Consider the following 20,582-nt stretch of genomic DNA (forward strand, 5'->3'; position numbering starts at 1 on the left):
ATATGAATAAACGTGCTTATGCTTTAGATGCCCTACGAGGTTATGCCATCATCACGATGGTGCTTTCGGCAACTGTTGCATGGAATTCTCTACCCGGATGGATGTATCACGCACAAACTCCTCCTCCGGACAGAGCTTTCGATGCCAGTTTATCGGGAATCACCTGGGTGGATCTTGTTTTTCCATTCTTCCTGTTTGCAATGGGTGCTGCTTTCCCTTTCTCGATCAAAAAAAGATTTGAGAAAGGGGATACTAAGTTACGATTGGTATATGAAGCTATCAAGCGAGGTGTGCAATTGACTTTCTTTGCTATTTTTATTCAACATTTTTATCCGCATGTTTTAAGTAATCCACAAGACGTGCGTGCTTGGTTATTATCCATTCTTTGTTTTATTATACTATTTCCTATGTTCATTCGCATCCCTCTGAAAATGCCAGATTGGATGCGTACAGTTATCAAGGTAACGGCCTATGTAATAGCCATTGTCTTGTTACTGACAACTCAATATGCAAATGAAAGAACTTTTGATGTATCATTCAACAACATAATCATATTACTGCTGGCAAATATGGCTGTTTTTGGTTCGGTCATATATATTTTCACAATGCAAAATCTCCGGGCACGAATAGGTGTATTACTAATATTGATGACTTTGTTGTTAAGTGGACAGGTTGACAATTCCTGGACACAAGCTATATACACCTACACCCCTCTACCTTGGGCTTTTCATTTTGAGTATTTACAATATCTCCTTATCGTGATTCCGGGAAGCATCGCCGGAGAGTATTTGATGGAGTGGCTGAAGCAGCACAATGATTCGTCTGTTGAATCTACAAATAAATGGAAAGCTATCGTAATGATTCTTTTGACATTAGCTATAATTATTGTAAATTTGGCAGGACTTTATACACATTGTACAGTCTTGAACCTGATAATAAATATTCCGTTGCTGATAAGTGGAGTCTTTTTATTGAGAAAGGGCACAGGATTTATAAAGCTTTGGAGAGAACTTTTTACAGCCGGAGCTTTCTTAGTTGTTTTGGGATTATGCTTTGAACCTTTTCAGGGAGGTATAAAAAAAGATCCCGCCACTTTGAGTTATTTATTTCTCACTTCAGGTCTGGCATTTATGGCTTTATTGCTTTTAAATGTGATATGTGATTATTTTCGTTGTGTAAAGAGTACCCGTTTTCTTGTAATGCCCGGACAAAATCCCATGATGGCCTATGTAGTAGGAGATCTGTTGATTATGCCTGTAATCCATTTATTAGGAATTGCATCATTGCTTGTTTATTTCAATGAGAATGCATGGATGGGATTTTTACGAGGGGTAGTATTAACGGCATTATCAGTATTGGTAACTATGTTCTTTACCCGAATAAAATGCTTTTGGAGAACTTGAAACAATAATATTCAAAATATGAAAAGAAGAATTTGTGTTTTTATAATGCTTTTTTTGATGTGTCATATATATGCCCAACTAGTATATCATGATGCATCAAAGTTCCCTCTATTAGGAAAAGCCACCGAAGCCACCGGAGTACGATATGAAAGACTTCCGGATTCATTGAAGAATATTTCCCGTGCTCCGTTATGGAATTTAAGTCGTAATTCTGCCGGAATGGCGATACGTTTTCGCAGTAATTCTACCACGATAGCTGCAAAATGGGAAGCTCTTATCAATTTTCATATGAATCACATGACTGATACAGGTGCAAAAGGCTTAGACCTTTATTGTCTTCAGAAGAATGGGGAGTGGCGTTTTGTAAACAGTGGTCGTCCGAATGGAAAAATAAATCAAGCAATAATCATTGCTAACATGCAACCGGAAGAGAGAGAATATATGCTTTATCTTCCTCTCTATGACGGTTTGGTTTCCCTATCTATAGGGATTGATTCGTTAGCTACTATCGATCAGCCTTTAATTGATTATCCAATTCGCCAGAAGCCGGTTGTATTTTATGGAACCAGTATTCTTCAAGGAGGTTGTGCTTCACGTCCCGGAATGGCACATACAAACATTATATCAAGAAGATTAAATCGTGAATGTATCAATCTGGGATTCAGTGGAAATGCATTGCTAGATTTAGAAGTTGCCAAAGTAATAGCCGAGGTAGATGCCAGTGTTTTTGTTTTGGACTTTGTGCCTAATGCTTCTGTAGAACAGATGAAAGAACGTATGGAGACATTCTATCACATCATTCGTAGTAAGCATCCGGATACGCCTATTATTTTCATAGAAGATCCTATATTCACCCATACATTTTATGATGAAAGAATTGCTAAGGAGGTACAAAGAAAGAATGATACGCTAAAGGAGATATTCAACCGACTAAAAAAGAAAAATGAGAAAAATATCATTTTAATCTCTTCAAAGAATATGCTGGGAGAAGATGGAGAAGCCACAATTGATGGTATTCATTTCACTGATTTAGGCATGATGAGATATGCTGATCTTGTCTGTCCAATCATAAAAAAAGCAATCAAATAAAATAGTGTCGCTATCGGCTTGGTATAGCGTCGCTATATGAAGCTTATAGCAACGCTATCCTGTTGACATAGCGTCACTATTTTAATAATCTTAATAGGTGGCTTTTTCGTACGCTATATCAATAGAAACAAATCTTCAAATATCAAAATGATAAAATGTCATTTTGATATTTGAATTGCACTATAATCGAATTTATTCAGTCTCAATGCCAGGAGTGGAAAAGAATCGTACGGATTAGTGATCTGCATAATTCAGGAATCAAAGAAATCCTTTTATTATAGAGCATAATCATTATTATTGAATATTATGCGCTGCATAATGAATGCATTTATCAATCCATACATGCTTTTTGTTTGATTAAACAGAGCCCTAAAAACACTTCTAATAAATCACGAAATCCTATTTTCACGAGTAAAATATGCTTCCTTTTAAATGTACGTGGCGTTTCTTATAAACCAACCTTGTGTTTCTTTAAAACCAACCGTACGTTTCATTAGAATCAACCGTATGTTTTTCGCAAATAATACGGTAATTTATATGCAAATGACCGTTCTTTTATTCGTAATTATGCATATAAATACCGTATTTTATTTGTTTATTTCTCTACTTCTTTTCATTTACAAAGGATAGGAAATAGTAGAATCTATAAAAAAGCGACAGAAAGCAAATCTTTTTAGTATAAAATAATCACATTGATATTTACGTTCTCCAAAACCATTTGATTTTTGTGAAGAACATAGTCACTAAAACTGCCAAAGAAGTAAGAATTACTCCTTGGAGAAAACCTAACCAAGCACTTTGTTGAAAATAAGATAACAATGAAGCAACTCCTAATATGTTAGCTAATGGCATAATCAATAAATCGCCGACCACATAAGCTATCATTGGATTCTGACCGGACATGACTAAAAAACGAGTACTTTTGACACACCGGAAATAGTCACAAATAATACTTAGGAATATAAGAGCCAGGAAAGCCAGCCCGGAAGTAACAAAGAAATAACTAAAAGTTGTCGGATCTTTTTTAATGCCATCCTGAAAAGGTTCAAAACACAAACCCAAAAGAAGTAAGTATGCGCCTGCATTAAACAACTTTTTCCATAATAGGGCTATTCCATCCACCCTGTGTGGAAATATACATTTGCCTGCTAGTAGCAATAAAACTGTAACCACCAGATTAATAACCAAATTACGAGTGTAGAGACCGTAAAGATTACTAATGATAAGAACGACGGATAATATCATCAACATGATACTCATTTTACGATAAGGAGATGTAGCATAATCATCCGTCTCTTTTTGATATGTTTTCATCCACTCCGCTAAATATTCGCCAGCTATACTGCCGGGAATAACGATAAATAAGTATTTCAAGTAATCAAACCGATACATCCATGGCAGAGGAGTATAATTAAATACACTCTGTGTCCACGAACCATCCACTGTACTCCCTAATATCATTGTCAGTAGCAATATCAGAATTCCTAAACGTATCCAACGATTATGCATTGTGAAAATGTAAAGAATAGAGCCGAAAATAGCCATATTAGCCAACAACAAAATGATGATATTACTGGAGAATAGGCTGAATGTCTTACCATCTGCATAAGAGGTGGTTGCTAACATGATGGCAGCAATAATGTAAGCTCCAACTTTTATTGAAGTATGTGCCCAATCCGGCATCTTCAAAGGAATACGCATAAACATGGGAAATAGAACAATAAAACAGAGTATAGCCAGCAACCATGCCCTCATATCTTGTGGAGAGCTTAACATGTACGGATAAAAGTGCTGGATAAAAATAGCAAAGAAAGTCAACTGAATCCCCCGTTTGACAGCTTCATAAACAAGCTTCAATTTTGAATCACCTTTTTCAGCACGTTTCCTTATGGAAAAAGGAAACGCGGCTCCCATAGCGAACAAGAAAAAAGGAAACACAAGATCTACCCAAGTAATGCCGGGTAACAACGGATTAAACACATGATCTGGCGGAGGCGTTTGCGCATGACTCATCCAACCGGGAAGAACATGCGTTACGATGGTAGCCGAAAGTACCATCGTAATAATTGCATATCCTCTTAAAGCATCTAAAGCTAAAGCTCTGTTGTTCATAAAGCTCCCCCTTCACGCATTCCTTTTTCTACTTCCTTCCAAAGATTCTTTTGGATGATGTGTACAATATCAAATACCATGAGCCCATCCGATCGACGGAGGTTCATTTCTATTGTTTCAGATAATTTTCCCGGGTTATCGTAGAATTGATCTACCAGGATACCACCCATAAACTTGTTATCTTTCAGAATTTGACGTAAGTGTTGACAAGAACCTTCCACACAGTACCATGTACCGGCTTGAGCTTGTGAGTCTGTTTCGTTCCAGATACTGCGGTTCGTTTTCTTATACTCTTCTATTGTTATGTCTGTATAGTAATTTCCAGTTGCATACAAATCAATCAGCTCTGCATATCCATAATTTTTATATTCGGGAGTAGCCCAGCTGAAATCTTGAGACGGATCATACTTTTTACTGGCGAAATTAACTCCTACTTCGTAGTAAGACGGATACCAAGCTCCAGTATATGTGCCAAAGGAAACTTTTGGATTGGTAGCTTTAACTTCTTTACGTGCCAATGCCATAAAATCAGTAATGTTTTTCGTCCTCCATTCAATCCATTTCTGGAAAAACTTTCCCGGTTGCATGATATACTTCCCGCCAGCATTCTTCTTCCAAACAAAAATATCTTCGGGGAACTTGGTCACTTTCTTATCTATATATTCTTCAAATTTCTCACGCGAAAGTGATGAAAAGTCGGCTGTTATACCATCATAACGTACGCGATCGAGCATCAGTCCATCCAAATCAGGATAATTGGTCACCACTTCTTTCAGTACATTCAGAATATGCGTCCGATATTCCTCATTCAAGGGGTTAATCATAGCACCGTATTTCTGTTTTTCTTCCGTGATTGGAATAATGCCTTTCTCGGGAGTATACACCATTGATGCCCAGTCCGGATGTCCACTATATACCATTCCGCGATCGAAATAATTGTGTCCGGCGCAGAACACATTTAGGGAAGCATGAATCTCAAGTCCCAATTCATGCCCTTTTTTAATGAAATGTTGCAAGTAATCAAAATTCCCAGCTTTTGCACCTTTCCATTCTTTCATCTGTGGGGCAAACTGGCTTTGATAAAGCACTTCTCCGGTAATGGGGCGGATGTCCACTATTGCGTGGGTAAAACCTAATGATTTGATTTTCTCCAGATAGTAGTCTATCGAGTCTTTATGACTGAAACGTTCGAAATTAGCTTCGGCATCAAACCACATTAAAGCGGGTTTCTTCTTGATTACAATCCGAAAAGGAGAAGCAGGAATTTCCGCATTGTTACATAGTTCTCCCAACATATAATTCCGGAAACAATAGCGCACCTCTACCGGATCATTTACAGAATCATTCCATACTTTTACAGTGGATGAGCCATTGATAATTTCTGCTTTAGCCGATCGTAATATACCATCTGTCCCGACTATTTCAAATCCTTTTATATTTTGATTTTCAGGAGTCAATCCATCTTCACCATGTTCAAAATCTATCTCTACTATGTTCTCTTTTATCCGGTGGGATTTATATATAGGACCGGAATATTGAATACCTTTACGATGATAGGTCTTTGCCAATGCCCAATAAGCCAATCGCTCACCGATCTTTATTTTATAAGGTGAATGAATAAAGTTTTCACTTCCGGCATCTCCTGTTGTCACCATCCCGACATTAGGAACTTCTGACATCAATTCCAACTGACATTGACGGAACCAAGCCCAATCCTGTTTATCATTGCCTTCCGATTTCCACGGCGCAATCTGTACGTAATAAAATGGCATTTGGGGATTATTGAAGAATGTTCTCCATTGAGAAACCATCGCAGGAAATAATCTTTTATATAATCCAGGATCGGGTGTGTTTGCTTCGCCTTGATACCAGATAACTCCTTTAACAGGAAATCCTTTCCATGGATTTACCATTGCATTCCATAATAATGTGGGAGTCCCTGCCGTCCATTCAAACTCTTTCTGTTCCACGCAGGGTAATGCTATTTCCGGGAAGTCCGACAAAGTCTCTTTATCCATCCAGGCCTCTATTTTTGACATACTCCAGGAACAATGTATCAGTCCGACGGGAATATCCAGAGATTGTTGTAGCTGATTACCAAAGAAATAAGCTGTCGCACTGAAATTAGCAACTTCTTCCGGAGAGGCTTCTTCCCATTCTCCTTCCACCCCAGTTTCCTGTGGAGTGGTACTCCAGGCATTTTTTACTGTATAGAGGCGCAATGGACGTTGAGGATTGGCAGATACAATGTACGGCTGGGAGCCAAACACTGGCTGTCCACGGAATCCTTTTACAGGCATCTCCATATTCGACTGTCCGGAACAGAACCAAACTTCTCCTATTAAAATATTTTGTAACTTGAGTTCCTCTCCGTCCGAAAACGTTATACTGTATGGCCCTCCGGCTCTCGGTGTTTGAAGCGTAAGTTTCCATTCACCTTTTGTATCAACATTCGTTTGGACTTTTTTATTATCCCATGAAGCGATAGCTTGCACGCGTTTTCCCGAAGTTGCCGTTCCGGAGAAAGTAACCTCTGATTGTTGCTGCAACACCATATTACTCCCCCAAATGGAAGTTAGGGTTACTTTAGCTTCTGCCTTCAAAAGAAACGACAAACATATCAATAATATAAAATATCTGGTTCTCAACATATTATCTTTATTTATTTTCTATAGCTTTAGTGTATACATTACCGAAGCGGTCTGTTACTTTCACTTCCATTTTAGCATTCTTATTGTGGGGAGTAGCATGAAAAAGATGTTCGGTAAGAACAGGGGAAATCCATTCATACTTCACCTTTTCTTTGTCAGAACAGATTGCTTTGGCTGTAGGATCGTACCCTTTATAACGTTGCATTTCTCCCATTCGCTTTCCGTTTTCATACCATTCCACTTTCCATCGTTCATCCCAGTTCCATACATTAGCAATGATATCAGAAGGATGCTCGTCGGATGATCCGACAGGATATACATGTAGCTGATGTTCTGCCGGATAGCTTGCGCTTTTATATATCCATTTCACTTGATTCCCATCTACTTCATATACCCCGTATCCCCTCGGAGTGCCGTCCACATTAATATCTGCACGCCACCAAGTACCGCATACGGCAGCTGTGTTATGTTCCATTAATGAATCATTAAAGCATACGTTCAAATTGAAATGTGTATGTCCGGAAATGATATGGGCATTATAACCTTCCAATAGTTTGTACAGTGCAGCTGTATTTACAGTTTCATCCTGATCTAGGGTATTATATCTTAACTTCTTCTGAAGACTGGAAGGAATATGCATTACCACAAAGACAAGTTTGTCTTTAGGCACGTATGAGAGGTCTTGCTCCAGCCATTGGAAAGTACGTTCATCAATGTAACCTATATATTGATAATCACGGTTGACATAAAAGCAATTATCGAGTACGATGTAATGTGCATTTCCTTTATTAAACGAATAATAGATGGGACCGAAATAACTTTCGAAAGTACGATAGGAGTATTCAAAAGTACGTCCTCCATACGTCATGTCATGATTACCGATTGCCCGATAAATGGGAAAATTTAATGATGATACCGTGTTTATATATGAAGGATATAAAGAGGGTGTATCTCCTACAATATCCCCACAATCTATACCGAATACCTCTTTTTTACCTATATAAGGACGAATATATTCTTTCATATCCTGCAAATATTTTGCATAGGCTTTTACATCATCCTCGGAAGTCACTTGGGCATCTGCCTGCACCAAAAAAAGATGATTCATTTCATTTTGCGGATTTCTTATCAATTCGAAATCGTAAACACCTTGTTTGGCCGGATTCAGCTTTTGATAGAATAAAGGTATTGTTTGTTCTGCTTTCGGCAAATATCCAGAAGGAGTGGATAAATAAATAAAACGAACATCTCTATTGGGGAGGAGAGTATATTGGCCTTGTTGGTCAGTAAGCGTACAGTCTATTCCGTCGGTAACTACTATTCCTGGAATTCCTATTCCATCGCAAGTCACTTTCCCGCGAATATGATTAGAAGGAATCTGGGCTTGTAAATTCAAGCCCAGACCTACTAATAAAAAAAATTGTAATAAATATATTTTCATAATTAGTTGGTTAGTTCAAACCTTATTCTTCGATAGATTCCAGATATTTATCAAAGCCCGTTTTAAAAGCATTCCAATAGTCATACATCTTAATGTGGCAAAGGTCGAAGGCAAAGAAACCGTCGCTATTATTGATACAAGCATCAATGGCATCCGGAATTTTGGCAGATTGTCCTCCGTCGGTCCATCCGGTACTGTTACCTATATCCGGTCCACCGGCAAAAGGTACATCACCTTGTAGCAATTCGCGTCCATTCTTGCAAAAGCCTTCCATGGTCCATTCCCCGCTTCCATATATATTGTTCACGGAAGCATAGGCACCCAAGAAGATATAGTCTAAATGATCTGCATATCCATAATTTTTATAATCGGCAGTAGCCCATTTCGGATAGTAAGTAGAGGTGTTGTATTTAGGGCTGGCCCAGTTTACACCTGACGTATAGTATGTAGAATACCAAGCACCGACATAAACTCCAAATTTGATATTGTTATTGACAGATTTAACCTTGTCGCGCGCCTTTACAACGAAATCATGAATAACTTTCACTCTGAATTCCAGCCACTTCTTAAAATAGGCAGGCTGTTCCGAAGGAAGTTCATCCGTACCGGGTGCCATAATATCTGCCGGGAAGTTTGCTACAGTTTCACCGATGTATTCTTCGAACTTCTGTTTGGAAATGTCTGAAAAATCACTTTCTAAACCATAGTCATCATAACGACAACGGTCTAGTATAATGCCATCCAGATCATATTTAGCCAAGTCGGCCAATAATTGTAAAACGAAGTTTTGTACATCATCATTAGCCGGGTTGAAGAATTTTGTCCCATAATCAGTCTCATCGTCCAACAAATCCATTGTATTGGTTAGCCCATCAGCCAAATTAGCTACACTAGCCCATCCTTTTTTAGAATCATCACGGAATAATACTCCATCATGCCCCAGATTATACGGACATAAATAACCGCCTACAAATGTATTGATGGATGCATTCACTTTTAATTCCTGTTTACGAGCCTCATCAATAAATGCTTGTAAGTAATCCCAAGTTTCCGTCCTTTCATAATAACTATATCCGGAATTACCCCATACATCCATACGTTTCACCTGATCTACAACATTTGTATTGAATAATACATCTCCTGTAGTGGGACGTACATCGACAATAATATCAGTGAATCCTGCCGCTTTTATCTTTTCCATATCTTTGGCTATGTTTTCCTTACTATTGGCATAGTCAGGAAAATTAGCAGCCGCATCAATCCAAATATATCGTGGCTTAGCTTCTGTAACATCCGGCTCGTCCGGCTTTTCTGTCGAATTATCGTTCCACGGCCATCTGGGAATTCCATCAGAATTATCACTACAGGAGGTTATTGTAACTGCTCCCAAGAAAGTCAGTATTAGTATTTCTAGAAATTTTCTCATATCATATTTGTTTTATTAAGTAGATACTACTTTAATTATTTGTCGATACAATCAAATTCATATCCTCCGATAACCTTACAGTTGTTATCCACGTAGTAAACACGGAGTTTATATCCATCTGTTGTTGGGGCAAGCAATACATCGCCTGTTGCAGCTACACCATCAGCAGAGTTGAACGAAGAAAGTGTCGGATTGAATGACAAAGCATCCGAAGTAGATACTGTACCGGTGAATGATCCGTCTGATGTTACATCATACATATATAGGTATGGAGTTCCACCCCATTGTGGGAAATGAGCTGTACATACCAATACAAGATATTGTGCATTATTAAAGCTTCTTGCATCCAGACAGTTGTTGTTCATTGCCCAAGAATTACCATTGTCGGAATCTGCCAAAGATTTGGCTGCATTGTTACTTGCTCCATTCACCCAATAAAGTATGTTAGCGTCATAATATGACAAGAAATAATCACTTTGAGCGGTAGTTCCCTTAGTCACAACTTTAGTGTTTGATACAGGTGCTCCCCAACTATCTACACCGTTTACTGAAACAACTTGAGGACTTCCCAGTACGCCATCTGTTATAATCCAACGGACAAACTTGTTGGAACCAGAGCCCGATGCTCCGTCGCAAGTGGCAATAATAGAGGCATTAGTATTGATATCTCCTTGAACAGACACTTTCGTACCCATATCCAGACCTGTACTATTGGTATAAGTTGTCAATAAAGTCGGAGCTGTTGTCACAGACGAAGTTTTATAGATAGAGAAGGATTTACCGTTAGTAGCCTTGGTAGCTAATAATATATTTCCCTTACTATCACTCGTCATACATCCCAAAGAAGCAACACTCACACTTCCCAAAGTTACATTACCAATCTTATTTCCGGTAGATGCATTGTAATATGTAGGAGTGGTGGCACCATCTCCTAGGCAAACTACCAAATTATTTCCGCTAACGGCCAAAGAGGGTGAATTAGCATCGGTCCAAGGTAATCCGATAACTCCCATATCCAATTTGAATAATTCTGTTTCACTACCTTTTCTGTATCCGTAAGGGATCTTATCCGGTACTGCTTTTTGAATGGTATACGTTTGTTTTGTCACTCCATCGTGAGCTATCACCGTAAGTTCCACAGGCGAGTTAAAATTAAGCGGCTCCGTTTTAGGATCCGGTGACATGGTTGCATGGGCTGACAATGAATAATCTGCCAAGCAAGAAGATAAGTCTTCTGCAGAGATTAAAGATACAGTTTTATGGTCTTCATCGATAATACCGGTAATATCCTCTGATGGTATTGAGAAACTTAGTAACTGACATTTAGTAGACTTAACTCTTTCACCTGTGATACAGATTTGTTTCTTATATCCTTGAGCGTCTGTGTAAGTGAAATAGTTTTCTTTAGTCAAGTCCAGAATTGAAAGAACCGGCTCAATGGTACAGTTGGGCGCCAACTTTGCCTGAACCCTCATCGTCTTCATATATTCTGAAGTTTCATTATCGCTATTTTCAGGATAATACCATGGCATAGGGATTACATACTTATCTACAGAAGCATCTGTAATGGTATACACTACTGCTTCTTTATCTACGTATGGTCCAGAAGTAAAGAGCGCAGTCAAGCTCGTGATTCCCTGCCTGTCCGCAGTAGGAAGCACATATTCCGGATCTTGGCAAGAACTCGTGAGAGCCAAAACCCCTAATAATAGATATAGTATATTCTTTTTCATAATGTTTTCATTTTAGATTTATTGCCATTCTGCATATTGAGTTACTGCACCGTTATTATCCAACTCTGCCTGTGGCATTGGGAAACGATACATCTTAGTCGGGAAATTACGATCTTTATCGTCACATTGTGTATAAATGTAAGTGAAAGATCCATTTGCATTTTGCTCTATTTTCATTCCATGAAGACGAATACCGGTAAATGCTGTTGCAGATAATTTCCAACGCCGCATATCCCAATAGTAATGTCCTTCGTATGCAAGTTCCACTTTACGTTCCTGACGGATGGCTTTTATTAAATCATTACCGCTTTTGTCTGTGTAAGATAAGCCGACTCTGTTACGAATATCTTTAATATCTTTATTTGCCTTATCCGTATAGCCATTCAAATGATAGCAGGCTTCTGCATGATTCAATAAGACTTCTGCATAACGAATTTCCGTCCATGGCTGCGTACTGGCTTGTATGGAAGTAAAGTTGTGATCCTCGTCTACCAGTTTGCGCAAATAGTATCCGGTGGTAGAACGCCCTTCCGGCTTCGCATCCGTTTTCCATGCAGCCCAGCCATCAGTACCATTTACGAAAGATTCTATAGTTCTACCTTTCCATGTTGCTCCATTATAAAGAATGGTAGCTTTAAAGCGCGGTTCCAGCTTATCGTAAGGAGGAGTAGCTGTAGTACCTTCAGCAGTATGCCATGCACTCCAATCAGGGAAACCACTGCCATCTGCATATTCATACGATTCAACCATTTCTTGTGTTGGGGTACCAAATCCTCCAGTCATGGAGTTACCATCCAATACTTTATCACCTCCAGGAGTCATATATCCATCAAAGTCATGAGTCACAGTAGAACTTTTATCATAACAATATTGTAAAATGGCTTCTTTGCTTCCCGCTTTAAAGGCATTTGAATAGTCTTCTTTTGCTTCCAGTTCATAGCCCATTGCCATCACCTTTTCAGCTGCGATGCGAGCATCATCCCATCTTTCAGCATACAACATAGCTCTTGACAACATTGCATAAGCAGCTCCGCTGGTTAGACGTCCGTTAGGAGTTTTATCGACAGGCAAATGTTCGCCAGCATACTTCAAATCATTATATACAAAGTTCCATCCATCGGCTTCCGAACTAACCGGCATATCCTTTTGGATATTATCCAAGTTCTCATCGTATATGATAACTTCTTTATAACGTTTTAATAAATCTGTATAGAGATATCCTCTGAAAAAACGCATTTCAGCTTCCAGGCGTTCTTCATCAGTCTGATTGAATGAAGCATACTTCTTTAATTTGTTGATACCTTCATTGACGCGGCGCACGTACTCGTACATAGTACCCCAGTTACCTAAATAAGTACTAACATAGTTCACCGTAAGGACAGAACCTCCATAAGCAATTTCACTGGGTATTTGACATTTGGCCATATAGTTGTAAGAACCATATTTAAGCTGATCCGTCAAAGCTTCTGTCATTCCTGCCAAACATTGTCCGTCCCGATAGACTCCTAAATAATCTATATAGCGATAGAAATCGTTGACTGCTTGCTCTGCATAGTCAAGTTTACTCCATACAAGTTTATCTGATGCTCTGTCTGTTGGAGTCATGTCCAGATAATCGCTACATGAGCCAAGCCCTAAAGAGGCTCCCAACAATATGATACTTAATACTTTTGTTTTCATAATAGAACTTTTAAAGGTTTAGAAAGTCAAAGTTATACCGCCCATAATAGTGCGTTGTTGAGGATAGTATCCGTTATTTACTCCCGGAGATTCAGGATCGATTCCATCAGGAAGACCGCAAATCGTGAATAAATTGGAACCTTCTACATAAATTCTTAGATTCTGAATACCTACGGGGCTCATCCATTTCTTGGGGAATGTATAACCTAATTGTGCAGATTTGAGACGAAGGTATCTACCATTACGCAGCCAGAAAGTGGAAGCTAGTCCATTATCTCCTCCATGCCCCTGATTGCCCAGCGTAAGTCGGGGGAATGTTCCATTCGGGTTTTCTACTGTATATGCATTCTGAACCAAGTATAATGGTGAGTTGGCACCTTCTTTAAATGCTTGTGTCCAAACAGTGTTGTCGTCATAGCCATTATAATAAGTACCTGTCAATGATACGTCGAACAATGCACCTCCGGTAAATTGTGCACTTAAATCGAATCCATTCCAGGCACAATTTAAGTTCAAACCATAAGTTAGTTCCGGACGATTACCACGTCCAACACGTGTTCTATCATCTTCGTCTATTTTACCATCACCATTCAAATCTTTATACTTGATATCACCTACATTAGGACGGGTGCCATACCAGGCTGAATTGTCTATTTCTTCTTCCGAACGGAATAGACCATCTGCAATCCACACAACAGAGGCATCTACACTACGTCCTGTACGTTTTCTCCATTCTACTGTATTAGGACTATCCGGATAGCGGAGGTAGCGGTTTCTTGCAAATGTCAGATTGAAGCTCGCACCATAGGAGAATGGCTTACCTGCTAAATTTAATTTATTACGATGACTCACCGTTACTTCAACTCCTTTGCTATCTACCTTATTGTAATTGGCATAGGTATAATAATATCCTCCCATGGATGGTGGATAATCACCTCCCATGGATGTCAGGATATCGTAGGTGTAATTATAAAATGCATCGAATTCTACACCTAACAGACCATTCCACATGGTAAAATCAAAACCCGCATTGTAGGTTAAAGTGTTCTCCCAAGTCAGAGTAGGATTGGCTATAACAGAAGCACGTAATGCTTGCATTACTTTTCCATTCAAAATTGTCTGGTATGCATTTTTGTTGCTATCCATCAAATCATAAGTACTAAGGAATGCGTATGGGCTCACTGCATCGTTTCCTAACAAACCAATGGATGCGCGAATCTTCATGTCATCCAAGAATGTCAAATCAGACATAAAATTTTCTTTGGATATTCTCCATGCTACAGATGCTGATGGAAAGAACGCCCAACGTTTTCCACTGACGTTACCCGCGAATTTATAAGAGCCGTCATATCGACCTGTAAATTCTGCCAGATACTTATTGTCATAGTCATATTTCAGACGGAAAACATAACCTATGCTACGATTTGCATCACTGTAGCCCGAGATTGGGGAGTCAGCCGGCTGGCCAAAACTTAATTCAGGAAGTTCGGAGAAACTCATATTCTTATTATATCCGGAGAAGCTATTTTCTTTATAGTCCCGGATTTCCGCTAATACCATTGCTTCCACATTATGCTTTCCGAAGGAGTTTGCATAGTTTATACTCCCTTGACCTACCATTTGATGAGAGCTGTATTGTCCTTCACCTAAATTTATTCCATTGGCTGTACCACGGGGATCATCTGCTTTAGACCAAGTCCAATCTGTTGTTGAAGTCGGCATTCTATGTATATATGTAGAATAAGGCGTATTCAGATTCTTATTATGAGAAGTTGTATAGTCATAAGCTCCGGTTACTTTCACGCTCAAGCCTTTAACCCAAGGTACATTATATTGTAAAGAGATGTTGGTCTGTAAATCAAAGCTGTTAGTATGCTTATATCCGGATTCATAAATAGCAGCCAACGGACTGTTGGGCAGACTTGTGTTATTCTGTGTAGTAGCACTATAAAGCCCGTCGTATGTTTCCGGCAAATATGGGTGCATCATTATAGTCTGATGAGCTACTGACAACCAGCCTTGTTCACCTAGTTCGGAATTAGAATCCGTACCACCCGAAGCATATCCCGGAGTCTCACGCTTGCCAACATTTCCTGCAATACCTAAACTTAACTGGAAGTTCTTAGCCAATTGAGTCTCGAGATTAGTTCTCAAATTATATCTCTTGTAAGAGAAATTATCAATGTTACCTTTTTGACCTAAATAACCCACAGAAGCAAAGTAACGCATCTTATCACTACCTCCTTGTACTGTTACATTGTGTTTCTGGTTGATACCGGTTCCGAATACTTTATCAATATAGTTAACATTATCCCATCCGTCAGTAGGATCACCATTCAACATCGCTTCTACATTTGCCTTTGTAAAAACAGGAGTATATTGACTAATCTCCGAAATACTTCCATTTGCCATTTTATCCATCATGTCAGCCATGTTATAATAATAAGCAAATTGAGGTCCATTCATAAACTGTGGGAAGTTTGCATTCATAGATGCTCCTATTGAACCGTTATAAGTGATTCTAGATTTTCCTTCCTGACCTTTTTTAGTAGTTATAATAATAACACCACCCGCTCCTTTTAATCCATAAACTGCTGCAGAAGCTCCATCTTTTAAGACAGATACGCTTTCAATGTCATTAGGATCAATATCATTAATAGAACGAGGCATTCCGTCCACTATATAGGTAACATTATAAATAGAGCCACGAACCCGTAATGTAGCCTGGTCATCTCCCGGTTCACCGGATACTTGGACGGATGAAATACCCGGCAAGCGTCCACCTAAAAGACTCGATACATTGGTTGCCGGTGCTTTCAACAGTTCATCACCTTTTACCGCAGATACGGCTCCGGTCAAAGATTGTTTTTTGGCAGTACCATATCCGACAACAATAACTTCATCCAAAGCCGCCACATCATCTTTCAGAACCACATTAATGGTATTCTGACCTGCTACTTTTATTTCCTGATCTGCCATTCCAACATAAGAGAATGATAAGATGTCTTTTGCTGTGGCCTGAATGCTGTATTTTCCATTTACATCTGTAATTGTGCCATTAGTAGTTCCTTTTACAACAACACTTACTCCTGGTAGAGGTTCCCCTATACCATCAGTAACAGTTCCTTTCACAAAACTCTGTGCATGACTACTGATAGCACATGCAAATAGTGCGCATAATGAAAACATAAATATTTTCAATATACGAGAGTTTTTTTTGATTTTTGAGTTAAACTCTGTCATAGAATTAATTTTTAGATTATTAATATAGATTGGTTAACATATCCGTTATTGTTTATAGCTGTTCCAATACTTTCCAGCATTGGTATAACCCTCTTGGTACATGGAAACATCCTTTCCATTTTCCTCCTTTCAATGGTAACAGTACTTCACCTCTCCGGTTTAAGTAGCCATACCATTCGGGATATTCTTTATCTTTAAAATGACTCCATGTATAATCGTGTACTTTTTCAAACCATTCCAGACATTGGTTATCTCCGGTCAATTGATAACTCTTCAGAAGAGATATGAGTGTTTCAATATGCACCCACCATAGTTTCTGGTCCCATTCCAGTTGTTGGGGAGGACAACCGTTACGATCCATAAAATAATAGATACCTCCATATTCTTTATCCCAACCATATTCAAGCATTGTAAGAGTGATGTTCTTAGCCTTTTCGATTAATTCCGGACGGTTTAGGCGTTTCCCTAAATCCATTATAAACCACATGGCTTCAATCGCATGGCCAGGGGTAATCTGCCGTCCTTCAAAGCAATCTATCAGATTACCATTCACATCTACATTCTCAACAATGATACCACCAAGTTCGGGACGATAGAAGACAGACATAACTTCATGAATACAAGTATCCATCGCTTGTTCCAAATAGTCCTTGCCTAAAATATGCTCAATTTCCATAGCAAGATTGCATAGTATCATCGGCAGGGCAAAATTTTTTAGATTACGAGTGCCCGGATGAAGTTTATTCCATTTACCTTTCGGATTATCTACTTTGGAAAGGATAATATCGAAGGTTTTCTTAGCAATGTCAGCATATTCCTGATTATCGGTTGCAAGGCTTAATTGCCCGAAAGCCATGGCAGCGAATGTATATGAAAAGATATTGTATGGTTCTACCAATGGTCTACCCAAACGGTCAAGGGAAAAATACCAGTTATAGTCTCCATCATGTCCATATTTTTTCAAAAACTCACCACCTTGAACGGCACAATCCAGCCATTCCTTACGTTTTTCCACTTTATTGTAAAGCATAGAGAACATCCACACTTCGCGGCCTTGCAGCCAGATAAACTTATCTGTATCGAAAACTCTTCCTTCACGATCCAAACAGGTGAAGTAGCCTCCATATTCATGATCTTGTGAGTTTTCAAGCCAGAAAGGAAGAACATTATTCAAGAGTTCATCCTTGTATTGATTTGCCAATTTCTTAAAATCCATACATCTTTTATTATTAAGTTATTAAGGTCTTTTTGTTTTACTATTCCGAACGGTTCCAATATCTTTCAATCTCCTCCAGTGACTTCCCGGTAGTCTCCGGCACGAGTTTCCAGACAATCAGCATATATGGCACGCACATGAGGGCGAACAGGAAGAATGTTCCGGCGGGGGTAAGGTTCTGGAGCATCCAGGGGGTCAACTGTCCGATCAGGTACGTTCCGATCCAGAGAGCGAATCCTGCTATCGACATGGCCAGTCCGCGAACCTTGGTGGGATACATCTCCGAGAGGAGCACGAACACCACAGCGCAGATAGACACGGCACAACAGAATACATAGAACAGGAAGAAAATAAGCAGGAAGAGGCTGGATACTCCCAGGGAATCTCCGAAGAGGAAGTACAGACCGATGAGAATCAGAGAAACAACCATTCCCGAAACTCCGTAATAAACCAGCTTCTTGCGGCCTACCTTATCAATGATGACAAGAGCCAGAACGGTGGTCAAGGTGTTGACTAGTCCTACCAGAACTTGGTAAAAAAGAGAATCTCCACCTGAAAGTCCTGCATTTTCAAAAATAGAAGGGCCGTAATAAAGCACTGCATTCACTCCCATAAATTGTCCTAAAATGGCAATACAAACACCGATAATAACAGCTTTGAAGATTCCAGGCTTCATTAATAACGACCATTCCGATCTCGTTTCAGAGGTCAGTACAGATTTCGTTTCTTTTAATTGACTTTTCGCTTCTGTAATTGAATTGTATATCCTTTCTAGTATATTTACAGCTTTTAAATCTTTACCACGTACGATTAACCAACGAGGGCTTTCCGGAATAAAGAATATGATAATGAAAAATAAGATTGCGGGCAATGTTTCCATCCCTAACATTCCTCTCCAGACTTCAGTAATAAATACCTTATTCAACCAGTCCACACTTAATTGAGTTCCACTCTCTGCCCATGCTAATAATTGATAATTAACCAAATAGGCACCTAAGAAACCTACCGTTACAGCTAATTGATATAGCGATACCAAACGCCCTCTATACTGTGCTACAGATACTTCAGATATATAAAGAGGAGAAACGATGGAAACAACCCCTATCCCTACTCCACCTATAATCCGATAGATCACTAATTGAGTAAAATCGGCGCATAGAGCACATCCTAAGGCTGATGTAGAAAACAATACGGCTGAAATAACCATCGTAAGTTTTCTTCCTAACTTATCACTTAAGATTCCTGCAAAAAGAACACCCACAATAGAGCCTACTAAAGCACATCCTACATACCATCCCTGTTGCAACGTATCTAATTGAAATAGTTGAGTCACCTGGGCAATTGTCCCCGATATAACTGCGGTATCATATCCGAACAAAAAACCTCCCACTGCTGCCACAACGGAAAGAAATATAAGATAACCAAAATTGATTGTAGACTTCATCATATTTATTTTATTTCAAAATATTCTTTATATCTGTCATATAAATGACCCGCTTGTAAATAAGCTGACTGCGGACTCATAAAATGAGAAAATTCAAAGGTGATAGCCTTATCATATCCAGCACGTTTTGCAGCCTCCAATTTCATCCGAAGTTTATCGAACTTAATGGGTAGAAAACGAATAGGCATATCACGGTCAAAAGATTCGGCATTTGTCCAACATTGCATACCATACTTATCTGCTAACTTTTTATTGACAAAAAAGAAGGCATCCAGTTCATCATAATCAATATGACCATCTTGAAAAGCGCATGCGTCTACCACCTCATGAATTCCATCAAAAATTTCATCCCACTCTTTTTCGTGTTGTTGTACAGAAACGGCATCTTCCTTAGTCATCTTTGTCGTTCCCATTATTGCTTTTTTGCCATCGATCCAAGGAGATATAAAAGTAGGCAATCCATTGGATACATCTTTACATTGTTTACCTAATGCATAAAAAGCACCAATTGCACCTTTCGTTGCCCGACTAATTTCACCACTGATGTACCATCCACCAAAACTTTTATACTTGAAACCATAGTTTTTCCAAACCTCATCAATCACATATTTATTATCTTCTACTTCCCAGGTCATATCTCCTGTGTCCCAGTATTTACCCGAATCATACAATCCAAAATAGAATTTCATTCCATACTTTTCAGCTAAACGCAAAAACATATCCACCAAATCAACAGAAGGCATATAGCAACCTTTTTTCAGCAAATAAGGAGAAGGGAAAGTTACAAATTTACGATAGCCCGAACGGATCATTATTACCGTATCAATTCCTATATTCTTCATGTGTTGAAAATCTAGGTCCCATTCTTTCTCACCCCAATTCTGATGTGGAATATCATGCGATATCTCATCCAGGAAAGTTCCGGTAATTTTTAATCCATTGTTTTTAGGAACAATGAGTTTACTTTCCAGACCATCGGTTGCCACTATTGTACTAGCATTAGCTTTTGAAGTACAAGATTCAAACAATGTTGGCACAGTCAAAGCCGACGCACCAGCCAATGTGGCTTTTTTTAGAAAATTTCTTCGATCTAATGTTTTCATATTAGTTTAATTAAAACAGCTGTTAACATTTATATTTTTAT

Annotated in this window: 12 protein-coding genes; 2 read left to right on the forward strand and 10 right to left on the reverse strand. The window is 38.9% G+C overall.

Translation table 11 applies throughout. From position 1 onward, the window contains the following. The first annotated feature begins 2 nt into the window (after positions 1–2). Both AAHJ11_RS01965 and AAHJ11_RS01970 read left to right on the forward strand, forming a co-directional pair. Positions 3–1,403 (forward strand): DUF5009 domain-containing protein, encoded by a 1,401-nt coding sequence (locus tag AAHJ11_RS01965; protein ID WP_320974648.1) that lies wholly within the window; start codon positions 3–5, stop codon positions 1,401–1,403. An 18-nt stretch (positions 1,404–1,421) separates the two neighbouring features. Then, a complete protein-coding gene (locus AAHJ11_RS01970; protein WP_320974647.1) occupies positions 1,422–2,492 on the forward strand; it encodes an SGNH/GDSL hydrolase family protein in 1,071 nt (356 codons plus the stop codon). A 699-nt stretch (positions 2,493–3,191) separates the two neighbouring features. On the opposite strand, the gene AAHJ11_RS01975 is transcribed toward AAHJ11_RS01970, so the two are convergent. The 10 genes from AAHJ11_RS01975 to AAHJ11_RS02020 are packed head-to-tail and all read right to left on the reverse strand — an operon-like array spanning position 3,192 to position 20,541. Then, the gene (locus AAHJ11_RS01975) at positions 3,192–4,604 is read right to left on the reverse strand and encodes a DUF5009 domain-containing protein (protein ID WP_148367927.1); all 1,413 of its coding nucleotides are present in this window, start codon (positions 4,602–4,604) and stop codon (positions 3,192–3,194) included. Next, positions 4,601–7,255 carry an alpha amylase family protein gene (locus AAHJ11_RS01980; RefSeq protein ID WP_148367928.1) on the reverse strand — a complete coding sequence of 885 codons (2,655 nt, stop codon included), beginning with the start codon at positions 7,253–7,255 and terminating at the stop codon, positions 4,601–4,603. The genes AAHJ11_RS01975 and AAHJ11_RS01980 overlap by 4 nt, the downstream gene beginning before the upstream one ends. Positions 7,256–7,262: 7 nt before the next feature. After that, positions 7,263–8,696 carry a calcineurin-like phosphoesterase C-terminal domain-containing protein gene (locus AAHJ11_RS01985; RefSeq protein WP_074559368.1) on the reverse strand — a complete coding sequence of 478 codons (1,434 nt, stop codon included), beginning with the start codon at positions 8,694–8,696 and terminating at the stop codon, positions 7,263–7,265. 22 nt (positions 8,697–8,718) lie between these two features. Next, the gene (locus AAHJ11_RS01990) at positions 8,719–10,122 is read right to left on the reverse strand and encodes an alpha amylase family protein (RefSeq protein ID WP_320974645.1); all 1,404 of its coding nucleotides are present in this window, start codon (positions 10,120–10,122) and stop codon (positions 8,719–8,721) included. A gap of 35 nt (positions 10,123–10,157) precedes the next feature. Beyond that, positions 10,158–11,855, reverse strand: coding sequence for a DUF5018 domain-containing protein (locus AAHJ11_RS01995; protein ID WP_320982846.1), 1,698 nt, complete (start codon positions 11,853–11,855; stop codon positions 10,158–10,160). Positions 11,856–11,873: 18 nt separating this feature from the next. After that, complete coding sequence (locus tag AAHJ11_RS02000; RefSeq protein WP_148367931.1) at positions 11,874–13,535, reverse strand: RagB/SusD family nutrient uptake outer membrane protein; 1,662 nt, start codon at positions 13,533–13,535, stop codon at positions 11,874–11,876. An 18-nt stretch (positions 13,536–13,553) separates the two neighbouring features. Further along, entirely contained in the window at positions 13,554–16,778 is a 3,225-nt protein-coding gene (locus AAHJ11_RS02005) for a TonB-dependent receptor (protein WP_320974643.1), read from the reverse strand. A 52-nt stretch (positions 16,779–16,830) separates the two neighbouring features. Next, entirely contained in the window at positions 16,831–17,994 is a 1,164-nt protein-coding gene (locus AAHJ11_RS02010) for an AGE family epimerase/isomerase (RefSeq protein WP_259022807.1), read from the reverse strand. A 40-nt stretch (positions 17,995–18,034) separates the two neighbouring features. Continuing rightward, positions 18,035–19,438, reverse strand: a complete 1,404-nt coding sequence (locus AAHJ11_RS02015; RefSeq protein ID WP_320974656.1) for a sugar porter family MFS transporter — start codon at positions 19,436–19,438, stop codon at positions 18,035–18,037. Positions 19,439–19,443: 5 nt separating this feature from the next. Further along, on the reverse strand, positions 19,444–20,541 hold the full coding sequence (locus tag AAHJ11_RS02020) for a DUF4434 domain-containing protein (RefSeq protein WP_148366359.1): 1,098 nt from the start codon (positions 20,539–20,541) through the stop codon (positions 19,444–19,446). Positions 20,542–20,582: the final 41 nt, after the last annotated feature.

Origin of the sequence: Bacteroides sp. 90-K9/2, from assembly GCF_047310725.1 — a bacterium.
GTDB classification, from domain to species: domain Bacteria; phylum Bacteroidota; class Bacteroidia; order Bacteroidales; family Bacteroidaceae; genus Bacteroides; species Bacteroides vicugnae.

Bases quoted from the DNA above. Each gene is read 5' to 3' on its own strand.
- AAHJ11_RS01980 (WP_148367928.1), bottom strand. From the start codon at position 7,255: ATGTTGAGAACCAGATATTTTATATTATTGATATGTTTGTCGTTTCTT.
- AAHJ11_RS02005 (WP_320974643.1), bottom strand. From the start codon at position 16,778: ATGACAGAGTTTAACTCAAAAATCAAAAAAAACTCTCGTATATTGAAA.
- AAHJ11_RS02000 (WP_148367931.1), bottom strand. From the start codon at position 13,535: ATGAAAACAAAAGTATTAAGTATCATATTGTTGGGAGCCTCTTTAGGG.
- AAHJ11_RS02020 (WP_148366359.1), bottom strand. From the start codon at position 20,541: ATGAAAACATTAGATCGAAGAAATTTTCTAAAAAAAGCCACATTGGCT.
- AAHJ11_RS02015 (WP_320974656.1), bottom strand. From the start codon at position 19,438: ATGAAGTCTACAATCAATTTTGGTTATCTTATATTTCTTTCCGTTGTG.
- AAHJ11_RS01990 (WP_320974645.1), bottom strand. From the start codon at position 10,122: ATGAGAAAATTTCTAGAAATACTAATACTGACTTTCTTGGGAGCAGTT.
- AAHJ11_RS01970 (WP_320974647.1), top strand. From the start codon at position 1,422: ATGAAAAGAAGAATTTGTGTTTTTATAATGCTTTTTTTGATGTGTCAT.
- AAHJ11_RS02010 (WP_259022807.1), bottom strand. From the start codon at position 17,994: ATGGATTTTAAGAAATTGGCAAATCAATACAAGGATGAACTCTTGAAT.
- AAHJ11_RS01985 (WP_074559368.1), bottom strand. From the start codon at position 8,696: ATGAAAATATATTTATTACAATTTTTTTTATTAGTAGGTCTGGGCTTG.
- AAHJ11_RS01995 (WP_320982846.1), bottom strand. From the start codon at position 11,855: ATGAAAAAGAATATACTATATCTATTATTAGGGGTTTTGGCTCTCACG.
- AAHJ11_RS01975 (WP_148367927.1), bottom strand. From the start codon at position 4,604: ATGAACAACAGAGCTTTAGCTTTAGATGCTTTAAGAGGATATGCAATT.
- AAHJ11_RS01965 (WP_320974648.1), top strand. From the start codon at position 3: ATGAATAAACGTGCTTATGCTTTAGATGCCCTACGAGGTTATGCCATC.